The following is a 22,781-nucleotide window of genomic DNA, read 5'->3' as shown; positions in this document are numbered from 1 at the left end:
CGGTAGCGAGCGGTAGGCGAAGGTGGTGGTCAGCCGCCATTTCGACCGGCTCGACATGTGTGGTTATGCCATGCCGCAGAGAGGGGGTATCGAACAAGGGCGGACGGTGCGGGACCCCGTGCACTCAAAGCTCCCTGCGCAGCGCCGGAAACAGGATCACGTCGCGGATGCTTGGTGAATCGGTCAGCAGCATCATCAGCCGGTCGATGCCGATGCCGCAGCCACCAGTGGGTGGCATGCCGTATTCGAGCGCGCGCACGAAGTCGTGGTCGTAGTACATCGCTTCGTCGTCGCCACTGTCCTTGGCGGCCACCTGCGCGTTGAAGCGGGCGGCCTGGTCTTCGGCGTCGTTCAGTTCGCTGAAGCCGTTGCCGAATTCGCGGCCCGTGATGTAGAGCTCGAAGCGCTCGGTGACCTCGGGGCGCTCGTCGTTGGCGCGTGCCAGCGGCGAGATCTCGGTCGGGTGTTCCATGATGAAGGTCGGCTGCCAGAGCTTCTCTTCGACGGTCTCCTCGAAGTACATCACCTGCAGGCTCGCGAGGCTGCGCTGCGAAAGCTTGTCCTTCTCTTCGCTCAGCCCGAGCTTGCGCAGGCCGTTGATGAGCCAGGCGGTGTCGTCGACCCCATCGCCTGCGTCGGTGTGCTTCAGGATCGCTTCGCGGATCGTCAGGCGTTCGAAAGGCTGGGTCAGGTCGACGGGCTTGCCGCCGTACGTGAGCTGCTGCGAGCCCACGGCCTTGTCGGCGATGGTGCGGATGAGCGTCTCGGTGAAATCCATCAGGTCACGGTAGTTCCAGTAGGCCGCATAGAACTCCATCATCGTGAACTCGGGGTTGTGCCGCACCGAGATGCCCTCGTTGCGGTAGCTCCGGTTGATTTCGAACACGCGCTCGAAACCGCCGACGATCAGGCGCTTCAAGTACAGCTCGGGCGCGATGCGCAGGAACATCTCCTGATCGAGCGCGTTGTGATGCGTCTTGAACGGCTTGGCATTCGCGCCGCCCGGAATGGGGTGCAGCATGGGCGTCTCGACTTCGAGGAAGTCGTTGGCCACCATGAATTCGCGCAGCGCGCTCACGGCCTTGCTGCGTGCGGTGAAGCGCACGCGGGCCGCTTCGTCGGTGATCAGGTCGACATAGCGCTGGCGGTACTTCTGCTCCTGGTCGGCCATGCCGTAGAAGTCGCCGGGCAGCGGGCGCAGGCTCTTGGTGAGCAGGCGCAGCTTCGTCACCTTGACCGAGAGCTCACCGGTCTTGGTCTTCATCAGCGTGCCTTCGGCACCCAGGATGTCGCCGAGGTCCCAGCGCTTGAATTCTGCGTACGCTTCTTCGCCGACGGCATCGCGCGTCACGTAGAGCTGGATGCGGCCCGTGGCATCCTGCAAGGTCGCGAAGCTGGCCTTGCCCATCACGCGCTTGAGCATCATGCGGCCCGCCACGCTGACGGGAATGGCCTGCGCCTCGAGGGCTTCGGCTTCGACCGCATCGTGCGCCGCGACAAGCGCCGCGGCGCGGTGGCCCGGCTTGAAGTCATTGGGGAACGCGACGCCCTTGCCCTCGACCTGCGCGGTGCGCAGCAGCTTGAGCTTTTCGCGGCGTTCGGCGATGAGCTTGTTGTCGTCGACGGGAGAAGGGGGAGGCGAAGAAGGGGGCAGTTGATCGGACATGGGGAGCAAATGAGGCGCAACAGGAGCGTGCGCGGCCCAGCATTTTAGCTGATCGAATTCAAATGAAACTGGGGCTCAGCGCCCGCTGGTTCTGCGCAATGTGCTATGAAAAACAGAGCGAGAAGTCGCGTGCCGACATGCCCCGCCGGGCACATCCGCACCTTTGATTTCGCACGCCTAGTCGGGATGGCCGAACACGCGGTACTGGCCGTTTTCGCTCAGCGTGCACATGTAGCCGATGTTCTGCGCAGGCAATTCACAGGCCGTGCCGTCGGGGTGGGCGCCCGAAACGGGCCATCCGAGCTCCTTGAGCAGCAGGTAGCTGGTGAGGCGCTCCGTGAAAAAAGAAAGTGCGCGCCGCTGATACTCGTGATGCGGTTCGACCGGAGCGTGCCGGGTCAGGAATTCGTCGAGAACCGGACGCACGCGCTCCAGGATGCCGATATAGAGATGGCAGGGAAAAATGCCGAATTCGACCCCGCCCGGAACGAAGAGTCGTGTGCCGAAGAAGGTCGTGATTTCGGCCGCGTGCAGCACCTGCCGGTCCATGGCGATGCGGGTCAGCAGGAGAAAATCCCCGATGTGGTGGCAGGCGGCGTATTGGGCCAGCATGCCGGTGCCCATGATGAAGGGGTGCGGCATCAGCAGGTCCGTCGCGTAGCTCGCGAAAATCTCGGACACCTGATCCTTGCCGAAGGGCATGCCCAGCATGCGCATGAACGGGTAGTTGGTCGAGGGCTCGCCGATGGGGGTCGGCGAGATGAGCTTGCGGTATTGAAAGACACAGACCGATCGACCCTCCGTCGGGCGGCTCTGGAGCAACTCGCTGATGTACAGCGAACCCGCGGTGCCGGTGAGATAGGGATAGAAGTTGTCGCCGCTCAGGCTGCCCGTGCCGATGGTGCGGAGCGAATCGCGGATGTTCAGGCGACCGTCGGCCTGGTGCTTGCCCGTGGCGACGACTTCTACGTGGTCCGGCAGTTCGAACCATGGCGGTTCATGTGCGATGCAAAAGAAATAATCAGGCCCTGGCATGGCGAATATTCATAGTCACGGTTCGTCGGACGGCGCATCGTGCACCGGGCTCTTGAGCTTAACGCTGCGCGGCGCGCTCCCCGGCGCGGGAGGTCAGCTGGAAATCCCCGTTCGTGCCAACAAATCGCTGACCAGCTCCAGCCGCATCAACGGACTGTCGAGCTCCATCAGCCGCTGCCGCAATTCGAGCTGCATCGGCACCAGCTCGCACCAGCGGTTCGCCACCCAGCCGCAGTCGTCGAACCGGTAGGGCTCGCCGATGGGCAGCCGCACGGTCCGCGCACCTTGCGAATCTTGTGCACGGCGGCGTTCTTCGAGCGTATCGACCAGGCGCCGCAGCGCGGTAGCCGTGTGCAGGAGGTCATCGGGGATTTCGAGCGCGACGTCGTCGATCACCGCTTCCACCTCGGCAACCCACAGGCCGTGCTTCTGCAGCTCGGTGCTGCGAACGCGAAAGCGCTGCGTACCGATGCATTCGATCTGAAGCAGGCCGCTTTGCGGCGATTCGAATTCGCGGATGACGGCCAGCGTGCCGATGGCTGCAAAGCTTTCCGCATCGGCGCCGGCCTTGCGGACCTCGCTGCCGCTCGTGAGGCTGACCACGCCGAACGGCGCATCGGCCTTGCGGCATTTGCCGATCATGTCGAGATAACGCACCTCGAAGATGCGCAAGGGAAGCAGGCCGCCCGGGAACAGGACCGTACCGAGCGGGAACAATGGCAGTGAATGCAGAAGGGGCTGTGTCGTCATCGAAAAACCTTGCATGGCTATCATCGCATTCCGCTCACGACCGCGCCCCATGCTCTACCAGATTCCTTCGTTCCTTCTCGACGTGATCGTCGGCCTGCTCGGCGGCGCCTGCCTGCTGCGCCTCTACATGCAGTACCACCGGGTGCCGTTCGGCAATCCGCTGGGGCGCTTCGTGTTCGCGATCACCGACTGGATCGTGCTGCCGCTGCGGCGCATCGTGCCTTCGGTCAAGCGCTGGGACCTCGCGAGCCTGATCGCCGCCTGGCTGCTGGTGCTGCTGAAGTTCCTGCTGCTGTGGCTGCTGGTCGGCAATCTCGGACGCATCGCCACCTTGCCGCTGGTGTCGCTCGTGGGGCTGCTGCAGCTTGCGATCTCGGGGCTGACTGCGCTCCTGGTGGTCTATGCCGTGCTTTCGTGGGTGCCGGGCGCGTCGCCGATGCTGCTCGATCTGATTTCCCGACTGGCTGAACCGCTGGTCCGACCGTTTCGCCGCTTCATCCCGCTGATCGGCGGCGTGGACCTGTCGCCCCTCGCCGCCATCGTGGTGCTGCAGGTGATTGCGATCGTGCTGAGCAATCTGCTGGTGTTTGCCTACCAACTGACTTTCTGAGTCGCAGCCAGTCAGCAAACAAACAAAAAAGGCCCGGGTGCACATTGCACCCGGGCCCTTTTGCTTTGGCTTGTCGCGTTTCGCTGCTCGTTCAGCTCACCGCGTCGGCCGGCTGGCGCAGCAGCATTGCGAGCGTGCTCGCAATCGTCTTGCGCAGTTCGCGGCGATCGCTGATGAAGTCGATCGCGCCCTTGGTCTGCAGGAACTCCGCACGCTGGAAGCCTTCGGGCAGCGTCACGCGCACGGTCGATTCGATCACGCGCGGGCCGGCAAAGCCGATCAGCGCCTTGGGTTCGGCAATGACCACATCGCCCACGAAGGCGAAGCCGGCGCTCACCCCACCCATGGTCGGGTCGGTCAGCACGCTGATGTAGGGCAGGCCCTTCTTCGCCAGGCGCGTGAGCGCGGCATTGGTCTTGGCCATCTGCATCAGCGAGAGCAGGCCTTCCTGCATGCGCGCGCCGCCGGTGGCGGTGAAGCAGATGAAGGGCACCTTCTGCTCGATGGCGGTCTCGACGCCGCGTACGAAGCGCTCGCCGACCACGCTGCCCATGCTGCCGCCCATGAACTCGAATTCGAAGCAGGCCACGACCACGTTGATGCTGTGGACCGAACCGCCGATGACGACCAGCGCGTCCGTCTCGCCGGTGTTTTCCAACGCTTCCTTCAGCCGCTCGGGGTACTTGCGGCTGTCCTTGAACTTCAGGGCGTCGACCGGGAGCACTTCCTGGCCGACTTCGTAGCGGCCTTCGGCGTCGAGGAACGCGTCCAGGCGCGCGCGGGCGCCGATGCGGTGGTGGTGGCTGCAGCTCGGGCAGACGTTCTGGTTGTGCTCCAGGTCGGTCTTGTAGAGCACCGTCTCGCAGGCCGGGCATTTGATCCACAGGCCCTCGGGCACCTGGCGGCGCTCGGCAGGGTCGGTTTGTGCGATCTTGGCGGGTAGCAGTTTTTCAAGCCAGCTCATAGGACTCCGGAATTAGCTCCCCTCTCCTTTGGGGAGAGGGGCTGGGGTGAGGGCAACCGAGATTATCGGCCAGCCGCATTCTTGGGGGTAGCCGCCGGCAGGGCGTCCAGCGCCTCGCGGATGCCGGCGAGGAATTCGCGCACCGCGGGCACCACCTTCTCGCGCGGTTGCCCGTCGATCAGCTGGATGATCTTGGTGCCGATGACCACGGCGTCTGCCGCCGAACCGACCGCCTGCGCCGTGCGTGCGTCGCGGATGCCGAAGCCCACGCCGACCGGGATGCTCACATGCTGGCGGATGCGCGGGATCATCTGGCCGACCGCTTCGGTGTCCAGGTGGCCCGCGCCGGTCACGCCCTTGAGCGACACGTAGTAGACGTAGCCGCTCGCGATGCGCGCGACCTGCGCCATGCGCTCGTCGGTGCTCGTGGGCGCCAGCAGGAAGATCAGGTCGATGTTCGCGGCCTTCAGGTCGGCGGCGAAGGCCTCGCATTCCTCGGGCGGGTAGTCGACCACCAGCAGGCCATCGACGCCGGCTGCCGACGCATCGCGGATGAAGGCCTGCTTGCCGTGCACGAGGTCATAGCGCTCGACCGGGTTCGCATAACCCATCAGCACCACCGGCGTGGTCGTGTCCTTCTGGCGGAACGCGGCCACGATGGCGAGCACCTGCTTCATGCCGATGCCTAGTGCCAGCGCGGCTTCGCCGGCCTTCTGGATCACGGGACCGTCGGCCATCGGGTCGGAGAAGGGCACGCCCAACTCGATCACGTCGGCGCCCGCCTCGACCATGCCGTGCATCAGCTCGGGCGTGATGTCGGCGAAGGGGAAGCCGGCGGTGACGTAGGGAATCAGCGCCTTGCGGCCCTGCGATTGAAGCGTCTTGAAGGTGGCGGCAATGCGGCTCATCACTTGCCTCCCTTCACGCTCAGGCCGCGCATCGAGGGCCGGTCGTAGAAATCGACACCCGACAGATCGGCCACGGTGCCGATGTCCTTGTCGCCGCGGCCCGAGAGATTCACCAGGATCGACTGGTCCGGGCGCATGGTTTTCACAAGCTTCAGTGCGTAGGCCACGGCATGGCTGGATTCGAGCGCGGGAATGATGCCCTCCGTTCGACACAGGTAGTGGAAGGCTTCGAGCGCCTCGATGTCGGTGATGCCGACGTACTCGGCACGGCCGATGTCGGCCAGGTACGCATGCTCGGGGCCGACGCCGGGGTAGTCGAGGCCGGCGCTGATGCTGTGGGTCTCGGTGATCTGGCCGTCCTCGTTCTGCAGCAGGTAGGTGCGGTTGCCGTGCAGCACGCCGGGGCTGCCGCGCAGGATCGAGGCCGCGTGCTTGCCGCTGTCCAGGCCTTCGCCCGCCGCTTCCACGCCGATGAGCCGGGTGTTGGCGAACGGAATGTAGGGGTGGAAGATGCCGATCGCATTGCTGCCGCCGCCCACGCAGGCGACCACCACGTCGGGCTGCTTGCCCTCCGCTTCGCCCGTGATGCCGTCGGCCGCGAGCATGGCGGGCATCTGGTCGATGCACTCGGTGCCGATCACGCTCTGGAAGTCGCGCACCATCGTCGGATAAGGGTGCGGGCCGGCCACGGTGCCGATGATGTAGAAGGTGTTTTCCACGTTCGTGACCCAGTCGCGCATCGCCTCGTTGAGCGCGTCCTTCAGCGTCTTGCTGCCCGATTCGACCGGCACCACGGTCGCGCCGAGCAGGTTCATGCGGTAGACGTTGGGGCTCTGGCGCTTCACGTCCTGGCTGCCCATGTAGACCACGCATTCGAGGCCGTAGCGCGCGCAAATGGTGGCGGTGGCCACGCCGTGCTGGCCGGCGCCGGTCTCGGCGATCACGCGGGGCTTGCCCATGCGTCGCGCGAGCATCGCCTGGCCGATCACGTTGTTGATCTTGTGGGCGCCGGTGTGGTTGAGGTCTTCGCGCTTGAGGTAGATCTGCGCGCCGCCCATCTCGCGGCTGGTGCGTGCGGCGTGGTAGATCGGCGAGGGCCGGCCCACGAAGTGCTTGAGCTCGTAGTGGAATTCGGCGAGGAACGCCGGGTCTTCCTTGTACTTCGCGTACGCGTCGCGCAGCTCGTTGATGGCGTGGGTGAGCGTTTCGCTCGCGAAGGTGCCACCGTAGTTGCCGAAGTGGCCGGTGGCGTCGGGTTGCTGGTAATCCTGGAATTTGCTTTGCATGGTTCTCGATCGTTGGGCCGCAGCCCGAATGACGATCGGGTGCGGCGGCTAACTGGAGAAGGACGAGGCGTCTGCCGCTCTGACGGCTGCGACGAATTGCCGGATCTTTCCGGCGTCCTTCAGGCCCTTGTTCCCCGGGCCGTCGATTTCGACGCCCGAGCTCACATCAACGGACAGCGTCTTGCAGCGCGTCCGCAGGATGCGAATGCCATCGCTCACGTTTGCAGGTGTGAGCCCACCACTCAAGACGAGGTGAGCGTCGACGGCGGGTGGAAGAAGTGACCAATCGAAAGCCTTGCCGCCACCGCCATAACCTTCGACATGCGCGTCGAGCAGGATGGCCTGGGCGTGGGAGTAATCGGACGCGTATTTTACGAGGTCGAAGCTGGCGCCGGCAGCCCCCAGCGGAATCCGGGCGGCGCGCATGTAGCGAAAGCGCCCCGGGCCGCTGGCTTCCTCGCACTGTTCGGGCGTCTCTTCGCCGTGGAACTGCGCGATGGCGCCCTTCACACGGGCGAGCGATGCTATGACTTTGGGAGCATCCTCGTTCACGAAGAGGAGCACTGGCGTGACGAAGGGGGGAAGGCGGGAGGCGAGTTCGGCGGCGCGTTCGACCGCTATCGCACGGGGGCTTTTTGCGTAGAGCACGAAGCCGATCGCATCGGCCCCGGCCTCGACCGCCGCATCCACGTCGGCCTCACGCGTGAGGCCACAGATCTTGATGCGGGTGCGGGGAAGCGATGACGTCATGGCGGGCCATCATAAGGAGCACCGCCGGCCTGCAGCGTGGCTTCGGCCGGCAGACCCCACTTGGCGTCGTACAACGGGCCGAGGAAGTACAGGCCGTCCGCGGAGAAGGTGGGCGCCGCCACTTTGCGGCTGCGGGCCTCGAGCACCTCGGCGATCCATTCGGGCCGCTCGTCACCACGGCCGATGCGTACGAGGCAGCCCATCAGGTTGCGGATCATGTGGTGCAGGAAGGCGTCGGCCTCGAACTCGAAATGCCAGCGGCAGCGCTCGCCTTCACCGACCCGCGTGATCTCGATGCGGCGCAGGTTCTTCACGGGCGACTTGGCCTGGCAGGCCGAGGCGCGGAACGAACTGAAGTCATGCGTGCCGATGAGCACCGCGGCGGCTTTGCGCATCGCATCGCCATCGAGCGGATGCATCGACCAACCGACGCGGCCTGAATCGAGGCTCGGCCGCACCGGCGATTGCGACAACACGTAGAGATAGCGGCGCGCCAGCGCACTGGCACGGCAATGGAATTCGTCGGGCACTGGCTGCGCCCACTGCACGGCGATGTCGTCGGGCAGGAAGCGGTTGGTGCCGCGCATCCAGGAGAAGGGTTCGCGCTCTACCTCGGTGTCGAGGTGCACCACCTGCATCAGCGCGTGCACGCCGGCATCGGTGCGGCCGGCGCACAGCGTGCCGATGCGACCAGACGGGTTGGCGGTGAATTTCGCGAGGGCCGCTTCGAGCTTGTCCTGCACCGTGCGGCCCGAGCGCTGGCTCTGCCAGCCCTCGTACGCCTGGCCGTTGTAGCGGATGCCGAGCGCCAGCCTCACGAATTCAGGAACGGGAACAACAGCAAGGGCTCAGCGCAGTTCCGCGAGCAGTTGCTTGGCTTGCGACTTGAGGTCGCCGGCGCTTTCGGCTTCGACTTCCTCGACCAGCGAGCGGGCGCCTTCGACGTCGCCGATGGCTTGCAGTTCGCGTGCGAGCGAGAGCTTGACGGCGTGGGGGCTGTCTTCGCCTTCGTCGTCGAGCGCGCTCGTGGCGCGTGCCGGTTCGGACGCACCGTTGGAGCGGGCCGGCAGGCCTGCCAGTGCGCTCATGTCGAACTCGATGAAGCCCGAATCGGCAGGCAGCGCATTGCGCAGCATGGCCGGACGCGTGTTGTCCGCATCGTTCAGGTTCAAGGGGCGCGTATTGGGCGTCAGGGCACCGGGCGCCGTGTCGAAATCGTTTTCGAGATCGACGGGCGGCGTCGCATGGCCATTGGACAGCGGCGCTGCGGGGCGTGCCGTCGTCGGCGCGGGTGCGTAGGCCGACTTCGGCAGGCTCGCGCCGACCGGTGCGTGGCTTGGCGCCGGTGCCAGCGGCACCGGTTGGCTCAGGTCCAGGTCGAAGTCCAGCGGTGCCACCGAGGGCACGAAGGCCGGCGGCGGGGCCGAGGCGATCGGCGGCGGTGCAACGGGCGTCGGCACTGCGGCGACCGGCGGCTTGGCGGCGGAGGCCAGGGCGCCCGCGAAGGCGGCGGTTTCGGCCTGGCTTGCGCTGCGCGGCGCGCCCGATTCGTACAGCGGGTTGCCCGGATCCAGGTCCTTGCCCATGTCGACCACACGGCTCCAGTCGGAACCCGAGCCGCCGGTCAGCTTGTGCACTTCGGTGGCCAGACCTTCGTAGGCACGCACGTCGCGACGCTTGGCGTGGATCTCGAGCAGCTTGAGGTGGATGGCGGTGCGGTCCGGGTTCAGGCGCAGCGCTTCGCGCAGGATTTCCTCGGCCTGCAGGTCGCGGCCGTAGGCCAGGTAGACGTCGGCCTCGGCGACCGGGTCGACATCGCCCGCATCGAGCTGGCTCGGCGAGTAAGACAGCGACGAAACGCTGGAGTCGCCGCGGTGCTTGGTGTCGACCGATTCGCCGCCGCTGGCGCCGAAGAACGAGTCCTTCGGGATGCGGCTCTCGAGGAACACGCTCTCGCTCATTTCCTCGCGCCGGCGGCCCAGCACGCGGTACAGCAGGAAGCCGATCAGGAGCGCGATCAGCGCGGCGCCGCCGAGCATCAGCGGGTTGTCGAGCAGTTCTTCGAAGAAGCCGCGTTCCGGCGGCGGGGGCGGAGCGGCCTTGACCACCGGCTTCGGAGCGGGAGTCGACGCTGCGACTGCGGCGCTGGCGGCTGCCGCGGGCACTGCGGCGGCTTCGGTGGTCGGAGGCGTGACGGCGGGTTCTGCTGCCGGCGCAGGCGTGGGTGCGGCCGTCGCTTCAGGCGTTGGTGCAGCAGCCGGTGCGGCGGCGGCCACTGCGGGAGCGGGTGCCGCCACAGGTGCAGGAACAACGACCGCAGGTGCCGGGTTGGCGGCGACCGGCGGCGACGTCGTGGCGCTGGTGGAAGGCGTCGGAACGGGGATGCCCGGTGCGGCAGGCGCTGGCGCTGCGGCGGGTGCCGACGAGCCGGTGCCCGCCTTGAGCTTGTTCAGCTCGTTGATGTTCTTGGACAGCTCCGCCACGCGGTTGCTGCTTTCCTGTGCCTGGCGGGCCTGCGCGACCTTTTCGTCGGCTGCGCGGGTGGAGGCACTGCCTTGGGAAATCGTGAGCTTGTCGGGGGCGCTGGCCGCTGCATTGCGGTCCTCGACGTTCGCTTGCAGCTTGCCCGAGGCCTTGCGGCTGGCGGCGGCGACGTTCGACGTCGGCACATTTTCTGCAAGGCGCTGGCGGTAGTTGCCGAAGTCGCGGCTCTGCGCGGTGACCGTGCGGCGTGCCTCGGCGGCGGGAACGGCGCTCGCCTCGGTGGCGCCCGGCAGTTCGAGCACGGCGCCTGCCTTGATGCGGTTGACGTTGCCGCCGATGAACGCATCGGGGTTGGCGAGCAGCAGGGCGACCAGCATCTGGTCGAGGGACACGTCGGCCGGCTTGTGGGCACCGGCAATCTTGCCGGCGGTATCGCCGCGCTGCACGGTGACTTGTTCGCCGCCTGCGCGGGGGGCGGTTGCTGCCGCTGTCGCTTCGGGGGCTGGGGCCGGGGCTGCGGGTGCAGTCGCAGCGGCGACCGGCGGCGCTGCAGACGCGGCGGCCGCAGCACGCTCGCGACGTGCGCGGGCTGCCGCAACGGCAGGGCGCTCGACCGGGGTGCTGATCTGGGGGGCGATCGGCACGACCGGAGCCGCTGCCTGCCGCGTGACTGGCGGATCGAGCAGCACGGTGTAGTCGCGGACGATGCGGCCCGAGGAGCCATTGGCTTCGAGCAGCAGGTCGATGAAGGGGTCGCTGAGCGGGCGGCTGCCGCTCAGGCGCACCACGTACTGGCCGCCCGCACGGCGTTGCAGCGTCGCCTTGACGTCGCCCAATGCCGAGTTGTAGGGAATGCCTGCGTTCTTGAAGGCTTCGGCGGTGGCGATGTTGATCTTCAGGCCGTCCGCTTCGGCAGCGGCAATTTCGGTCACGTCGATCTCGGCACGCAGCGGTTCGCCCAGCGCCGATTGCACCTTCAGTTGTCCCAGCGTGAAGGCGCTGGCATCGGTGCCGGCCATTCCCAGGGCCACGGCGGCGGCCGCACCCAGGATGGAAAGGCGCCAACCGCTGGACGACGGGGAGGGGCGAACGGCCGATGGGCGGGCCGCGGGCAACAGATGTCTTGTCATGCTGATAGGGGCGGCTCAGGCCCAGAATTTGTAAGAGGACGTTAGCATCATCACCCCGGGCTGACAAGGCAATGCGCCTGTTCTACCCAGTGCGCGCATACTTACGAACACACTTTTCGTTGCCAAATTGCAACAATCCGGGATTCAAGGGCCTGAGCGACCCGCATCAGGCTTCGAGCAGGATGCGCAGCATGCGGCGCAACGGTTCCGCGGCACCCCACAGCAACTGGTCGCCGATGGTGAAGGCGCCGACGTACTCGGGTCCCATCGCCAGCTTGCGGATGCGGCCGACCGGGATGTTCATGGTGCCGGTCACGGCCACTGGCGTCAGATCCTTCAGGGTGGCTTCGCGGGTGTTGGGCACCACGCTGGCCCAGGGGTTGTCGGCGGCGATCAGCGCTTCGATGTCGGCCACGGGCACGTCCTTCTTGAGCTTGAAGGTCAGCGCCTGGCTGTGGCAGCGCATGGCGCCGATGCGCACGCAGAAACCGTCGACCGGCACGGCGGCAGTGCCGAAGCCCGTGCCCTGGCCGAGGATCTTGTTGGTCTCGGCGCCGGCCTTCCACTCTTCCTTCGACATGCCGTCGCCCAGGTCCTTGTCGATCCAGGGGATCAGCGAGCCACCGAGCGGGGCGCCGAAGTTGGCCGTCTCGGCCGCGCTCAGGTTCTGCTGCTTGTGCAGCACCTTGCGGTCGATCTCGAGAATGGCCGACTTTGGGTCGTCCAGCAGGGCGCGCACTTCGGTGTTGAGGGTGCCGAACTGGGTCAGCAGCTCGCGCATGTGCTGCGCGCCGCCGCCCGAGGCTGCCTGGTAGGTCATGCTGGTCATCCACTCGACCAGGCCGGCCTTGTAGAGGGCGCCCACGCCCATGAGCATGCAGCTCACGGTGCAGTTGCCGCCGATCCAGTTCTTGCCGCCATTGGTGAGCGCGTTCTGGATCACCGGCAGGTTGACCGGGTCCAGCACGATGACCGCGTCGTCCTGCATGCGCAGGGTCGAGGCGGCGTCGATCCAGTGGCCGGTCCAGCCGGCGGCGCGCAGCTTGGGGAAGACTTCGCTGGTGTAGTCGCCGCCCTGGCAGGTGATGACGATGTCGCACTTCTTCAGGGCGTCGATGTCGTTCGCATCCTTCAGCGCGGTTTCGTTCTTGGCCATCGCCGGGGCCTTGCCGCCGGCGTTGGACGTCGAGAAGAAGACCGGCTCGATGAGACCGAAGTCGCCTTCGGCCTGCATGCGGTCCATCAGGACCGAGCCGACCATGCCGCGCCAGCCTACGAGGCCGACCAGAGGTTGAGATGCGTTCGCCATTTCAGTTTGCCCTTATGAAAAAGAAAGAAGTTGTCTTTTCTTGCCCCCGACTCGTCGAGCCGGGGAGGGGCGTGACGAAGCGGGCTGCGGTTAGCCGGTAATCGTCTTTTTGGTGATTGCTGCAACGACCGCGTCGCCCATTTCGCGGGTGCCGACGCGCTTCGTACCTTCTGACCAGATGTCACCCGTGCGCAGGCCGGAGGCGAGCACATCCTTGACCGCCGACTCGATACGGTCGGCAGCTTCGGGTTGGTTGAGTGAAAAGCGGAGCATCATGGCAGCGGACAGGATTGTAGCCAAAGGATTGGCAACCCCTTTACCGGCAATGTCAGGCGCGCTGCCGTGGCTCGGCTCGTACAGGCCCTGGTTGCTCGAATTGAGCGATGCCGAGGGCAGCATGCCGATGGAGCCGGTGAGCATCGCGGCCTCGTCCGAGAGGATGTCGCCGAACATGTTGCCGGTGACGACCACGTCGAACTTCTTGGGCGCCTTCACGAGCTGCATGGCCGCGTTGTCGACGTACATGTGGTCGAGCTCGACGTCCGGGTATTCCTTGCCGACCTCGGTCACGATGTCCTTCCAGAACTGGAAGGTCTCCAGCACGTTGGCCTTGTCCACGCTGGTCACGCGCTTGCTGCGCTTGCGGGCCGCTTCGAAGGCGACGCGGGCGATGCGCTCGACCTCGGGGCGCGAGTAGCGCATCGTGTCGAAGGCTTCCTCCGCGCCCGGGAAATGCCCGTCCACCGCGGTGCGGCGACCGCGCGGCTGGCCAAAGTAGATGTCGCCGGTCAGCTCGCGAATGATGAGGATGTCCAACCCCGCGATCAGCTCGGGCTTCAGGCTCGAGGCATCCACCAGTTGCTCGTAGCAGATGGCCGGGCGGAAATTCGCGAACAGACCCAGGTTCTTGCGCAGCCCCAGGATCGCCTGCTCGGGGCGCAGCGGCCGGTCGAGCTTGTCGTACTTCCAGTCGCCGACTGCGCCGAACAGCACCGCGTCGGATTCCTTCGCGAGCTTGAGCGTAGCTTCGGGCAGCGGGTGGCCGTGCGCCTCGTAGGCCGCGCCGCCGACGAGCGCCGACTCCATCTCGAACTTCAGCTCGAGCACGTCGAGCACCTTGACGGCTTCCGCCACGATTTCGGTGCCGATGCCGTCACCCGGGAGAACTGCGATTTTCATAAGTTGGTCTGAGGTTTGAATGCGGAAGAAATACGGTGAACGATCACGAGATCATCGTGTGCGCGAGCCAGGGCTTCTGCGCCAGGCGCTCGGTCTCGAAGGCCTTGATCTTGTCCTTGTGGCGCAGCGTGAGGCCGATGTCGTCCAGTCCGTTGATCAGGCAGTACTTGCGGAAGGCCTGCACGTCGAACGCGAGCTCGCTGCCGTCCGGCTTCACGACCACCTGGCGCTCCAGGTCGATGGTCAGCGAGTAGCCGGGGAAGGCGAGGGCCTCGTCGAACAGCTGCGCCACTTGCGCTTCGCTCAGCACGATCGGCAGCAGGCCGTTCTTGAAGCTGTTGTTGAAGAAGATGTCCGCATAGCTCGGCGCGATGATCGCGCGAAAGCCGTACTGGTCCAGCGCCCACGGCGCGTGTTCGCGCGACGAGCCGCAGCCGAAGTTCTTGCGCGCGAGCAGCACCGAGGCGCCCGCGTAGCGCGGCTGGTTCAGCACGAAGTCGGGGTTCGGCTTGCGGCTGGCCGGGTCTTGGCCCGGAAAGCCGGCGTCCAGGTAGCGCCATTCGTCGAACAGGTTCACGCCGAAGCCGGTCTTCTTGATCGACTTGAGGAACTGCTTCGGAATGATCGCGTCGGTGTCGACGTTCTCGCGGTCCATGGGGGCCACGAGGCCCTTGTGTACGGTGAATTTCTGCATGTGATGTCTCCAGGTCAGGCCAGATCAGGCAAACGTGCGCACGTCGACGAAGTGGCCGTGCACCGCGGCGGCGGCAGCCATGGCCGGGCTCACGAGGTGGGTGCGGCCACCGGCGCCCTGGCGGCCTTCGAAGTTGCGGTTCGAGGTCGATGCGCAGCGCTCGCCGGGCTCCAGCCGGTCGGCGTTCATCGCAAGGCACATCGAGCAGCCGGGCTCGCGCCATTCGAAACCGGCGGCCTTGAAGATCAGGTCGAGGCCTTCGCGCTCGGCCTGTTCCTTCACCACGCCCGAGCCGGGCACGACCATCGCGAGCTTCACGTTCTTGGCGACCTTCTGGCCGAGCTTCTTCACGACCGCGGCGGCTTCGCGCATGTCCTCGATGCGGCTGTTGGTGCACGAGCCGATGAACACCTTGTCGATGAAGATGTCGTTCATCGCCTTGTTCGGCTCCAGGCCCATGTAGACCAGCGCCCGTTCGATGGCGCCGCGCTTGCTGGCGTCCTTTTCCTTGTCGGGATCGGGCACACGACCGTTGATGTCGACCACCATCTCGGGCGAGGTGCCCCAGGTGACCTGCGGCGGGATCTGCGCGGCGTCGAGCTCGACCACGGCGTCGAAGGCCGCACCGGGGTCGGACTGCAGCGTGCGCCAGTAGGTCACGGCCTGGTCCCATTCCACGCCGCTGGGCGCGAGCGGACGGCCCTTGATGTAGCCGATGGTCTTTTCGTCGACCGCCACCAGCCCGGCGCGTGCGCCAGCCTCGATGGCCATGTTGCAGACCGTCATGCGGCCTTCCATGCTCAGATCGCGAATGGCAGAGCCCGCGAACTCGATGGTGTAGCCCGTGCCGCCGGCGGTGCCGATCTTGCCGATGATGGCCAGCACGATGTCCTTGGCGGTGCAGCCCAGAGGCAGCTTGCCTTCGACCTTCACCAGCATGTTCTTCGCCTTCTTGCCCAGCAGCGTCTGCGTGGCCATCACGTGTTCGACCTCGCTGGTGCCGATGCCGTGCGCGAGCGCGCCGAACGCGCCGTGCGTGGAGGTGTGCGAGTCGCCGCAGACCACGGTCATGCCCGGCAGCGTCGCGCCCGATTCGGGGCCGATCACGTGCACGATGCCCTGGCGCTTGCTCAGGAACGGAAAGAACGCGGCGGCGCCGAATTCGGCGATGTTCTTGTCCAGCGTGGTGACCTGCTCCTTGCTGGTCGGGTCGGCGATGCCTTCGTAGCCGCGCTCCCAGCCGGTGGTGGGCGTGTTGTGGTCGGCCGTGGCCACCACCGAGCTGATGCGCCAGAGCTTGCGGCCCGCTTCGCGCAGGCCTTCGAAGGCTTGCGGGCTGGTGACTTCGTGCACCAGGTGGCGGTCGATGTAGAGGATCGCGGTGCCGTCTTCCTCGGTGTGGACGACGTGTTCGTCCCAGATCTTGTCGTAGAGCGTGCGTGCCATGTCGGTCTCTTCTTTCGTGGGGAAATGGATTGTCTGTCTATGCGGCCCGGGCCGCGAGCGGTTCGGTGGCGTCGGCCGAATCAGCCGCCGCGTGCAGGTGGTTCACCAGCGTGCGCGCCGCCACCGGCAGCGTGGAGAAGTCGCGCGCCACCAGGCGGATCTCGCGTGCCGCCCAGGCGTCGTTGAGCATCACGCTCACGAGGCCGCGGCCGATGCCGTTCTGCATGAGTTCGAAGGCGCGATGCGGCATCACGCCGATGCCCAGGCCGTTTTCGATCATCCGGCACATGGCATCCAGGCCGGTGACGTGGATGCGCAGCTTGACGCTGCGCCCGGCGCCCAGTGCCGCCTCGTGCATCGCGACGTAGATCGAGCTGTTGGTGTGCAGGCCGACGTGGTCGAAGTCCAGCGAGTCGATGAAGTCGACGGCGCCTTGCGACGCCAGCGCATGCCCCGTGGGCACGATCAGCGCGAGGCGGTCGTGCCGGTACGAGAGGCTCTGCAATTCACCCGCGCCGCCCGCCACATGGCACACGCCCAGGTCGGCCGCGCCTTCCTGCACCGCGCGGATCACTTCGCTGCTCAGGTGCTCCTCCAGGTCGATCTTGATGGCCTCGTGCGCCCGGGTGAACACGCCCAGGTCCTCAGGCAGGAACTGCACGATGGCCGAGATGTTGGCGTGCACCCGCACATGGCCGCGCACGCCGTCGGCGTATTCGCTGAGCTCGCCCTGCATCTTCTCGAGGCTGTAGAGCACCGAGCGGGCGTGGTGCAAGAGGCTCTCGCCGGCCGGCGTGAGGTCGACGCCGCGCGCGTGGCGGTAGAGCAGGGTGGTGCCGAGCGTGGCCTCGAGGTCCGACAGCCGTTTGCTGATGGCCGAAGCCGCGATGAATTCGCGCTCCGCCGCGCGCCCGATGCTGCCCAGTTCGCACACGGCCACGAACAGTTGCAACGACGTGAGGTCGATGCGGCGGGCAAAGTTGCGTTCGGACGTGCTCATGGGGCTTGGGCATCGCGTCTGGCGATGAGTGGGCTATTTTCTCCTTGTTTCAGGGGCAAGGCCATCGCGATATGCGATGGCCTTGCTGCCGTCTTGCGACGAGCCGGTTTCGGCGGTCAGTCGGTGGGAATCCCCGCCCTCCAGGCCGGCCAGTTGTCGACGATCGCGTCGACCAGAGGACGGCCTGCAATCAGGAGGTTGCCGGTCGCCAGCGGAAACCCGCCCGATTCGGCCTGCAGCGAGGCGTACGCGGTTTGCCCCCGGAAAGGGCGGTCGAAATTGGAGGCGGTGCGCAGGACCGCCACGCGCTGCAGGTCGAGCAGTCCGGCCGCGGAGCCGCGCTTCAGTGACTCGTAGGTCGCGTTGTCCTCCTGCTGGGTGGTGCAGTACTTGCCCTGCCCATCGGTCACGAGCGAAACCCAATGGGTGGCGGTTTCGCCCAGGTACTTGCCGTGCCAGTAGGTGTCCCCGGCGGCGGTGTCGCATTGCAGCACCGACGGGCGAGCCCTGGCGGCCGGCTCGTGGTACTGCGCGCGGTAGGCGCGTGCCTTGTCGTTGTCGATCAGTGGCGCACTGGCGGACAGCTTCAGGGCTTTCTGCAGCAGTTTCTCGTTCAGTCGGAAGACTTCGGTCCGGTATTCGAACGTGGGCTTCGAGTCCGGGTCCTTGGCACCGATGCCGAAATAGCCGGAGCGCCAGCCCGACGGCATTTCGCGCGCATCGATCTCGTGCGCGATGCCGAAGTCGACCAGGTACCGCGCCCAGGTGGCGGAGCCGATGGTCGAGACGTTGGGGTCGACACCCGCTATGCCGGCGACCAGGAAGTAGGTCCGCGAGAGATCGAACTTGCCGCTGAAGATCAGCGCCGTGATCGAGGCTGCGGCGTTCGTGTGGCCCATGCCGGTTGTCACCTGGCACACCGAATCGGCGTTGCAACGGACCAGCGGATTCTCGGCCGACAGGCCCGGCACCTTGATCTCGCGCGTGAGCTTCAGCGGCTCCCACCACACCTGGGCTTCGGGCACGAACATGCTGATGATCAGCACCTTGGGCGCGATCTGGCGGTGCGAGGTCGATACCAGCGCCTCCGTCGAATCGGAGGACACCGAGAGGGTGTCTGCTTGCGCGCAGCCGAACAGGAGAGACGCGGCGGCGCCGGTCAACGCACTGGCAAGCCATCGGGTCGGGGGGCGAAAACGAGGCATTCCATTTCTCCTTCAATCGAGGTGGGTGGGACATCCGGCGAGCGCCGGATGCAGCCTCATTCTGCGGCCCAAAAAAAAGCTGCCCGAAGGCAGCTTTTTGTTTTCAGGATTGCAGGAAGACCGGTGCTCAGCGCGCCGAAATCGGCTTCACGTCGCGCTTGGGCGAACCTTCGAACAGCTGGCGCGGGCGGCCGATCTTGTACTCGGGGTCGCCGATCATTTCGTTCAGCTGGGCGATCCAGCCGACCGTGCGGGCCAGCGCGAAGATCGCGGTGAACAGCGGCACCGGGATGCCGATGGCGCGCTGCACGATGCCCGAGTAGAAGTCCACGTTCGGGTAGAGCTTGCGCGAGACGAAGTATTCGTCTTCGAGTGCGATCTTTTCCAGTTCCTTGGCCAGCTTGAACAGCGGGTCTTGTTCCAGGCCCAGCTCGGTCAGCACTTCGTTGCAGGTTTCCTGCATCAGCTTGGCGCGCGGGTCGTAGTTCTTGTACACGCGGTGGCCGAAACCCATGAGCTTGACGTTCGAGTTCTTGTCCTTGACCTTCTTGATGAACTCGCCGATCTTCTCCACGCCGCCTTCCTTCTGGATGTCGTAGAGCATGTTGAGCGCCGCTTCGTTGGCGCCGCCGTGGGCGGGGCCCCAGAGGCAGGCCACGCCGGCCGCAATGGCCGCGAAGGGGTTCGTGCCCGACGAGCCGCACAGGCGCACGGTCGAGGTCGAGGCGTTCTGCTCGTGGTCCGCGTGCAGGATGAAGATGCGGTCGAGCGCGCGCTCGAGCACCGGGTTCACCTTGTACTCCTCGCACGGCGTGGCGAACATCATGTGCAGGAAGTTGCCGGCATAGCTCAGGTCGTTCTTCGGGTACATGTACGGCTGGCCGATCGTGTACTTGTAGGCCATGGCCACGAGCGTGGGCATCTTCGCGATCAGGCGGATCGCGGCGATCTCGCGGTGCTCGGGATTATTGATGTCCGTGCTGTCGTGATAGAAGGCCGACAGAGCGCCCACCAGGCCGGTCATGATGGCCATCGGATGGGCATCACGGCGAAAGCCGCGCAGGAAGAACTGCATCTGCTCGTTCACCATCGTGTGGTTCGTCACGAGCTTGGTGAAGTTGGCCTTCTTGGGTGCGTCCGGCAGTTCGCCGTACAGCAGCAGGTGGCAGGTTTCCATGAAGTCGCAGTTGGTCGCGAGCTGCTCGATCGGGTAGCCGCGGTACAGCAGCTCGCCCTTGTCGCCATCGATGTACGTGATGGCCGACTGGCAGGCGGCGGTCGACATGAAGCCCGGGTCATAGGTGAACATGCCGGTCTGTGCGTACAGCTTGCGGATGTCGATCACGTCGGGACCGACGGTGCCCTTGTAGATCGGCAGTTCGACGCTGTCGCCGCCGTTGCTGAACGACAGCGTGGCCTTGGTATCGGATGCTTTCATTTCGATTTACTTTCAGAAGGAGGATTCAGGACGAAGGAGAGATTGCGGGGCGCTGGGCGCCGTCGGTGCGCATCAAATGCAGCAATGCGACCACCTCGGCACCGGCCCATTCGGGCTCGGGCTCCTTCCTGCGCAGCAAAAGGTCGAGGAGGTCGTTGTCCGACAGGTCCATCAATGTCTCCATCGCTCCCGCCTGACCGTTGGTCATGTGGGATTCGTGCCGCTCGAAGAAGCGGGCGATGAACAGGTCGTTTTCGAGCAGGCCGCGCCGGCAACGCCATTTCAGCTTGCTCAGCGCGCGTTCGCTGAGCGGCTGCTGGAGTTCGTCGGCGGTTTGCATGGTGATTGCTTCTTGAAGAAGGATCAGATGGCGCGACGCACCATCAATTCCTTGATCTTGCCGATGGCCTTGGTGGGGTTCAGGCTCTTCGGGCACACGTCCACGCAATTCATGATCGTGTGGCAGCGGAAGAGGCGATACGGGTCTTCCAGGTTGTCCAGGCGCTCGGCGGTGGCTTCGTCGCGGCTGTCGGCGATGAAGCGGTAGGCCTGCAGGAGGCCGGCCGGGCCCACGAACTTGTCGGGGTTCCACCAGAAGCTCGGGCAGCTCGTGGAGCAGCTCGCGCACAGGATGCACTCGTACAGGCCGTTGAGCTCTTCGCGCTCTTCAGGCGATTGCAGGCGTTCCTTCTCGGGCGGCACGTTGTCGTTCTGCAGGTACGGCTTGATCGAGTTGTACTGCTTGAAGAACTGCGTCATGTCCACGATCAGGTCGCGGATCACCGGCAGGCCCGGTAGCGGCTTCAACACGATCGTGCCCTTGAGCGTGAGCATGTTGGTCAGGCAGGCGAGGCCGTTCTTGCCATTGATGTTCATCGCGTCGGAACCGCAGACGCCTTCGCGGCACGAGCGGCGGAACGACAGCGTCGGGTCTTGCGCCTTGAGCTTCATCAGGGCGTCCAGCAGCATGCGTTCGTGGCCGTCGAGTTCGATCTCGACCGTCTGCATGTAGGGCTTGGCGTCCTTGTCCGGGTCGTAGCGGTAGATCTGGAATGTGCGCTTCATCGTAGTGACCTTGTGAGTGCTTTTACTTGGCTGACTGTTAGCCGTGACTTAGAACGTGCGGACCTTCGGCGGAACCGAGGCCACCGTGAGCGGCTGCAGCTTGACCGGCTTGTACGAGAGGCGGTTGTCCTGGCTGTACCAGAGCGTGTGCTTCATCCAGTTGACGTCGTCGCGGCCGAGCGGCGAAACCGGATCATCCGCCGGGCGTTCGTAGTCTTCGACCGTGTGGGCGCCGCGGCATTCGCGGCGGGCGGCGGCCGAGACCATCGTGGCCTGTGCCACTTCGATCAGGTTGTCGACTTCCAGCGCTTCGATGCGGGCGGTGTTGAACACCTTGGACTTGTCCTTCAGGCCGATGGCGTTGACGCGCTCGCGCACCGCGGCGATCTTGACCACGCCTTCGTCCATCGAGGCCTGCTTGCGGAACACGGCGGCGTGCTGTTGCATGACGGCGCGGATCTCGCCGGCCACGTCCTGCGCGTATTCGCCGGTGGTGGTCGATTCGAGGCGGTTCAGGCGCTCCAGTGTGCGGTCGGCCGCATCCTTGGGCAGGTCCTTGTGTTCCTTCAGCTTGTCGTTGAATTCGACGATGTGGTTGCCGGCCGCGCGGCCGAACACCAGCAAGTCGAGCAGCGAGTTCGTGCCCAGGCGGTTCGCGCCGTGCACGCTCACGCAGGAGCATTCGCCCACGGCGTAGAGGCCGTTCACCACGGCGCTGTTCTCTTCACCCTTCTGGATGACGACCTGGCCGTTGATGTTGGTCGGGATGCCGCCCATCTGGTAGTGGATGGTCGGCACGACAGGAATCGGCTCCTTCGTGATGTCGACGTTGGCGAAGTTGACGCCGATTTCGTACACCGAAGGCAGGCGCTTGTGGATGGTCTCGGCGCCGAGGTGGTCGAGCTTGAGCAGCACGTAGTCCTTGTTGGGACCGCAGCCTCGGCCTTCCTTGATTTCCTGGTCCATCGAGCGCGAAACGAAGTCGCGCGGCGCCAGGTCCTTCAGCGTGGGCGCATAGCGCTCCATGAAGCGTTCGCCGTTGCTGTTCAGCAGGATCGCACCTTCGCCGCGGCAGCCTTCGGTCAGCAGCACGCCCGCGCCGGCCACGCCGGTCGGGTGGAACTGCCAGAACTCCATGTCCTGCAGCGGGATGCCCGAGCGCGCGGCCATGCCGAGGCCGTCGCCAGTGTTGATGAAGGCGTTGGTCGAGGCCTGGAAGATGCGGCCCGCGCCGCCGGTGGCCAGCAGCACGGTCTTGGCCTGCAGGATGTGCAGGTCGCCGGTTTCCATTTCGAGCGCGGTCACGCCGACCACGTCGCCTTCGTCGTCACGGATGAGATCGAGCGCCATCCATTCGACGAAGAACTGGGTGCGGGCTTCGACGTTCTTTTGATAGAGCGTGTGCAGCATCGCGTGGCCGGTGCGGTCGGCCGCGGCGCAGGCGCGCTGCACGGGCTTCTCGCCGTAGTTGGCCGTGTGGCCGCCGAACGGGCGCTGGTAGATCGTGCCGTCGGGGTTGCGGTCGAAGGGCATGCCGAAGTGTTCGAGCTCGTACACGACCTTCGGTGCTTCGCGGCACATGAACTCGATCGCGTCCTGGTCGCCGAGCCAGTCGGAGCCCTTGATCGTGTCGTAGAAGTGGTAGTGCCAGTTGTCCTCGCTCATGTTGCCGAGCGATGCGCCCACGCCGCCTTGCGCAGCGACGGTGTGCGAACGGGTCGGGAACACCTTGGAGAGCACGGCCACGTTGAGGCCGGCGCGTGCCAGTTGCAGCGAGGCGCGCATGCCGGAGCCGCCGGCGCCGACGATCACGACGTCGAACTTGCGCTTGGTGATTTGTTCTTTTGTGTAGGTCATGGTGG

Annotated in this window: 20 protein-coding genes; 1 reads left to right on the top strand and 19 read right to left on the bottom strand. The window is 65.7% G+C overall.

Annotated elements, in window-relative coordinates:
* Positions 1-124: 124 nt before the first annotated feature.
* The 3 genes from lysS to NU688_RS24015 form a co-directional block, all read right to left on the bottom strand.
* On the bottom strand, positions 125-1,666 hold the full coding sequence (gene lysS / locus NU688_RS24025; protein WP_257863330.1) for a lysine--tRNA ligase: 1,542 nt from the start codon (positions 1,664-1,666) through the stop codon (positions 125-127).
* Between the two features lie 177 nt (positions 1,667-1,843).
* Positions 1,844-2,701: a hypothetical protein gene (locus NU688_RS24020; RefSeq protein WP_257863329.1), complete on the bottom strand. Its 858-nt coding sequence runs from the start codon at positions 2,699-2,701 to the stop codon at positions 1,844-1,846.
* Positions 2,702-2,794: 93 nt separating this feature from the next.
* On the bottom strand, positions 2,795-3,475 hold the full coding sequence (locus NU688_RS24015; protein ID WP_257863609.1) for an LON peptidase substrate-binding domain-containing protein: 681 nt from the start codon (positions 3,473-3,475) through the stop codon (positions 2,795-2,797).
* A gap of 25 nt (positions 3,476-3,500) precedes the next feature.
* Between NU688_RS24015 and NU688_RS24010 the strand changes: the two genes are divergently transcribed.
* Positions 3,501-4,061 (top strand): YggT family protein, encoded by a 561-nt coding sequence (locus NU688_RS24010; RefSeq protein ID WP_257863328.1) that lies wholly within the window; start codon positions 3,501-3,503, stop codon positions 4,059-4,061.
* 91 nt (positions 4,062-4,152) lie between these two features.
* Here the strand turns inward: NU688_RS24010 and accD are convergent, their stop codons facing one another.
* The 16 genes from accD to sdhA form a co-directional block, all read right to left on the bottom strand.
* Positions 4,153-5,025, bottom strand: coding sequence for an acetyl-CoA carboxylase, carboxyltransferase subunit beta (accD, locus tag NU688_RS24005; RefSeq protein WP_013540010.1), 873 nt, complete (start codon positions 5,023-5,025; stop codon positions 4,153-4,155).
* Positions 5,026-5,087: 62 nt separating this feature from the next.
* Entirely contained in the window at positions 5,088-5,933 is an 846-nt protein-coding gene (gene trpA / locus NU688_RS24000; RefSeq protein ID WP_257863327.1) for a tryptophan synthase subunit alpha, read from the bottom strand.
* Entirely contained in the window at positions 5,933-7,219 is a 1,287-nt protein-coding gene (gene trpB, locus NU688_RS23995; RefSeq protein WP_257863326.1) for a tryptophan synthase subunit beta, read from the bottom strand. The genes trpA and trpB overlap by 1 nt, the downstream gene beginning before the upstream one ends.
* 48 nt (positions 7,220-7,267) lie before the next feature.
* Complete coding sequence (locus NU688_RS23990; protein WP_257863325.1) at positions 7,268-7,969, bottom strand: phosphoribosylanthranilate isomerase; 702 nt, start codon at positions 7,967-7,969, stop codon at positions 7,268-7,270.
* Positions 7,966-8,787 (bottom strand): tRNA pseudouridine(38-40) synthase TruA, encoded by an 822-nt coding sequence (gene truA / locus NU688_RS23985; protein WP_257863324.1) that lies wholly within the window; start codon positions 8,785-8,787, stop codon positions 7,966-7,968. The genes NU688_RS23990 and truA overlap by 4 nt, the downstream gene beginning before the upstream one ends.
* A 30-nt stretch (positions 8,788-8,817) precedes the next feature.
* Entirely contained in the window at positions 8,818-11,583 is a 2,766-nt protein-coding gene (locus NU688_RS23980) for a FimV/HubP family polar landmark protein (protein ID WP_257863323.1), read from the bottom strand.
* Positions 11,584-11,749: 166 nt separating this feature from the next.
* Positions 11,750-12,892 (bottom strand): aspartate-semialdehyde dehydrogenase, encoded by a 1,143-nt coding sequence (asd, locus tag NU688_RS23975; protein ID WP_257863322.1) that lies wholly within the window; start codon positions 12,890-12,892, stop codon positions 11,750-11,752.
* 90 nt (positions 12,893-12,982) lie between these two features.
* Positions 12,983-14,071: a 3-isopropylmalate dehydrogenase gene (gene leuB, locus NU688_RS23970; RefSeq protein ID WP_257863321.1), complete on the bottom strand. Its 1,089-nt coding sequence runs from the start codon at positions 14,069-14,071 to the stop codon at positions 12,983-12,985.
* Between the two features lie 43 nt (positions 14,072-14,114).
* Positions 14,115-14,765: a 3-isopropylmalate dehydratase small subunit gene (leuD, locus tag NU688_RS23965; RefSeq protein WP_257863320.1), complete on the bottom strand. Its 651-nt coding sequence runs from the start codon at positions 14,763-14,765 to the stop codon at positions 14,115-14,117.
* A 24-nt stretch (positions 14,766-14,789) separates the two neighbouring features.
* Positions 14,790-16,211 carry a 3-isopropylmalate dehydratase large subunit gene (leuC, locus tag NU688_RS23960; RefSeq protein ID WP_257863319.1) on the bottom strand — a complete coding sequence of 474 codons (1,422 nt, stop codon included), beginning with the start codon at positions 16,209-16,211 and terminating at the stop codon, positions 14,790-14,792.
* A gap of 37 nt (positions 16,212-16,248) precedes the next feature.
* Positions 16,249-17,211 (bottom strand): LysR substrate-binding domain-containing protein, encoded by a 963-nt coding sequence (locus NU688_RS23955; protein WP_257863318.1) that lies wholly within the window; start codon positions 17,209-17,211, stop codon positions 16,249-16,251.
* A gap of 116 nt (positions 17,212-17,327) precedes the next feature.
* Complete coding sequence (locus tag NU688_RS23950; protein ID WP_257863317.1) at positions 17,328-18,416, bottom strand: purine nucleoside permease; 1,089 nt, start codon at positions 18,414-18,416, stop codon at positions 17,328-17,330.
* Between the two features lie 127 nt (positions 18,417-18,543).
* A complete protein-coding gene (gene gltA, locus NU688_RS23945; RefSeq protein ID WP_093434816.1) occupies positions 18,544-19,854 on the bottom strand; it encodes a citrate synthase in 1,311 nt (436 codons plus the stop codon).
* A gap of 25 nt (positions 19,855-19,879) precedes the next feature.
* Positions 19,880-20,194, bottom strand: a complete 315-nt coding sequence (locus tag NU688_RS23940; RefSeq protein WP_099795593.1) for a succinate dehydrogenase assembly factor 2 — start codon at positions 20,192-20,194, stop codon at positions 19,880-19,882.
* Positions 20,195-20,217: 23 nt separating this feature from the next.
* Positions 20,218-20,919 carry a succinate dehydrogenase iron-sulfur subunit gene (locus NU688_RS23935; RefSeq protein ID WP_042578077.1) on the bottom strand — a complete coding sequence of 234 codons (702 nt, stop codon included), beginning with the start codon at positions 20,917-20,919 and terminating at the stop codon, positions 20,218-20,220.
* Positions 20,920-20,967: 48 nt separating this feature from the next.
* Entirely contained in the window at positions 20,968-22,776 is a 1,809-nt protein-coding gene (gene sdhA / locus NU688_RS23930) for a succinate dehydrogenase flavoprotein subunit (protein WP_257863316.1), read from the bottom strand.
* Positions 22,777-22,781: the final 5 nt, after the last annotated feature.

Source organism: Variovorax sp. ZS18.2.2, assembly GCF_024701975.1.
Taxonomy (GTDB): domain Bacteria; phylum Pseudomonadota; class Gammaproteobacteria; order Burkholderiales; family Burkholderiaceae_C; genus Variovorax.
The sequence above is the reverse complement of the archived record's forward strand: the minus strand, read 5'-3'. Positions and strand labels throughout refer to the sequence as shown.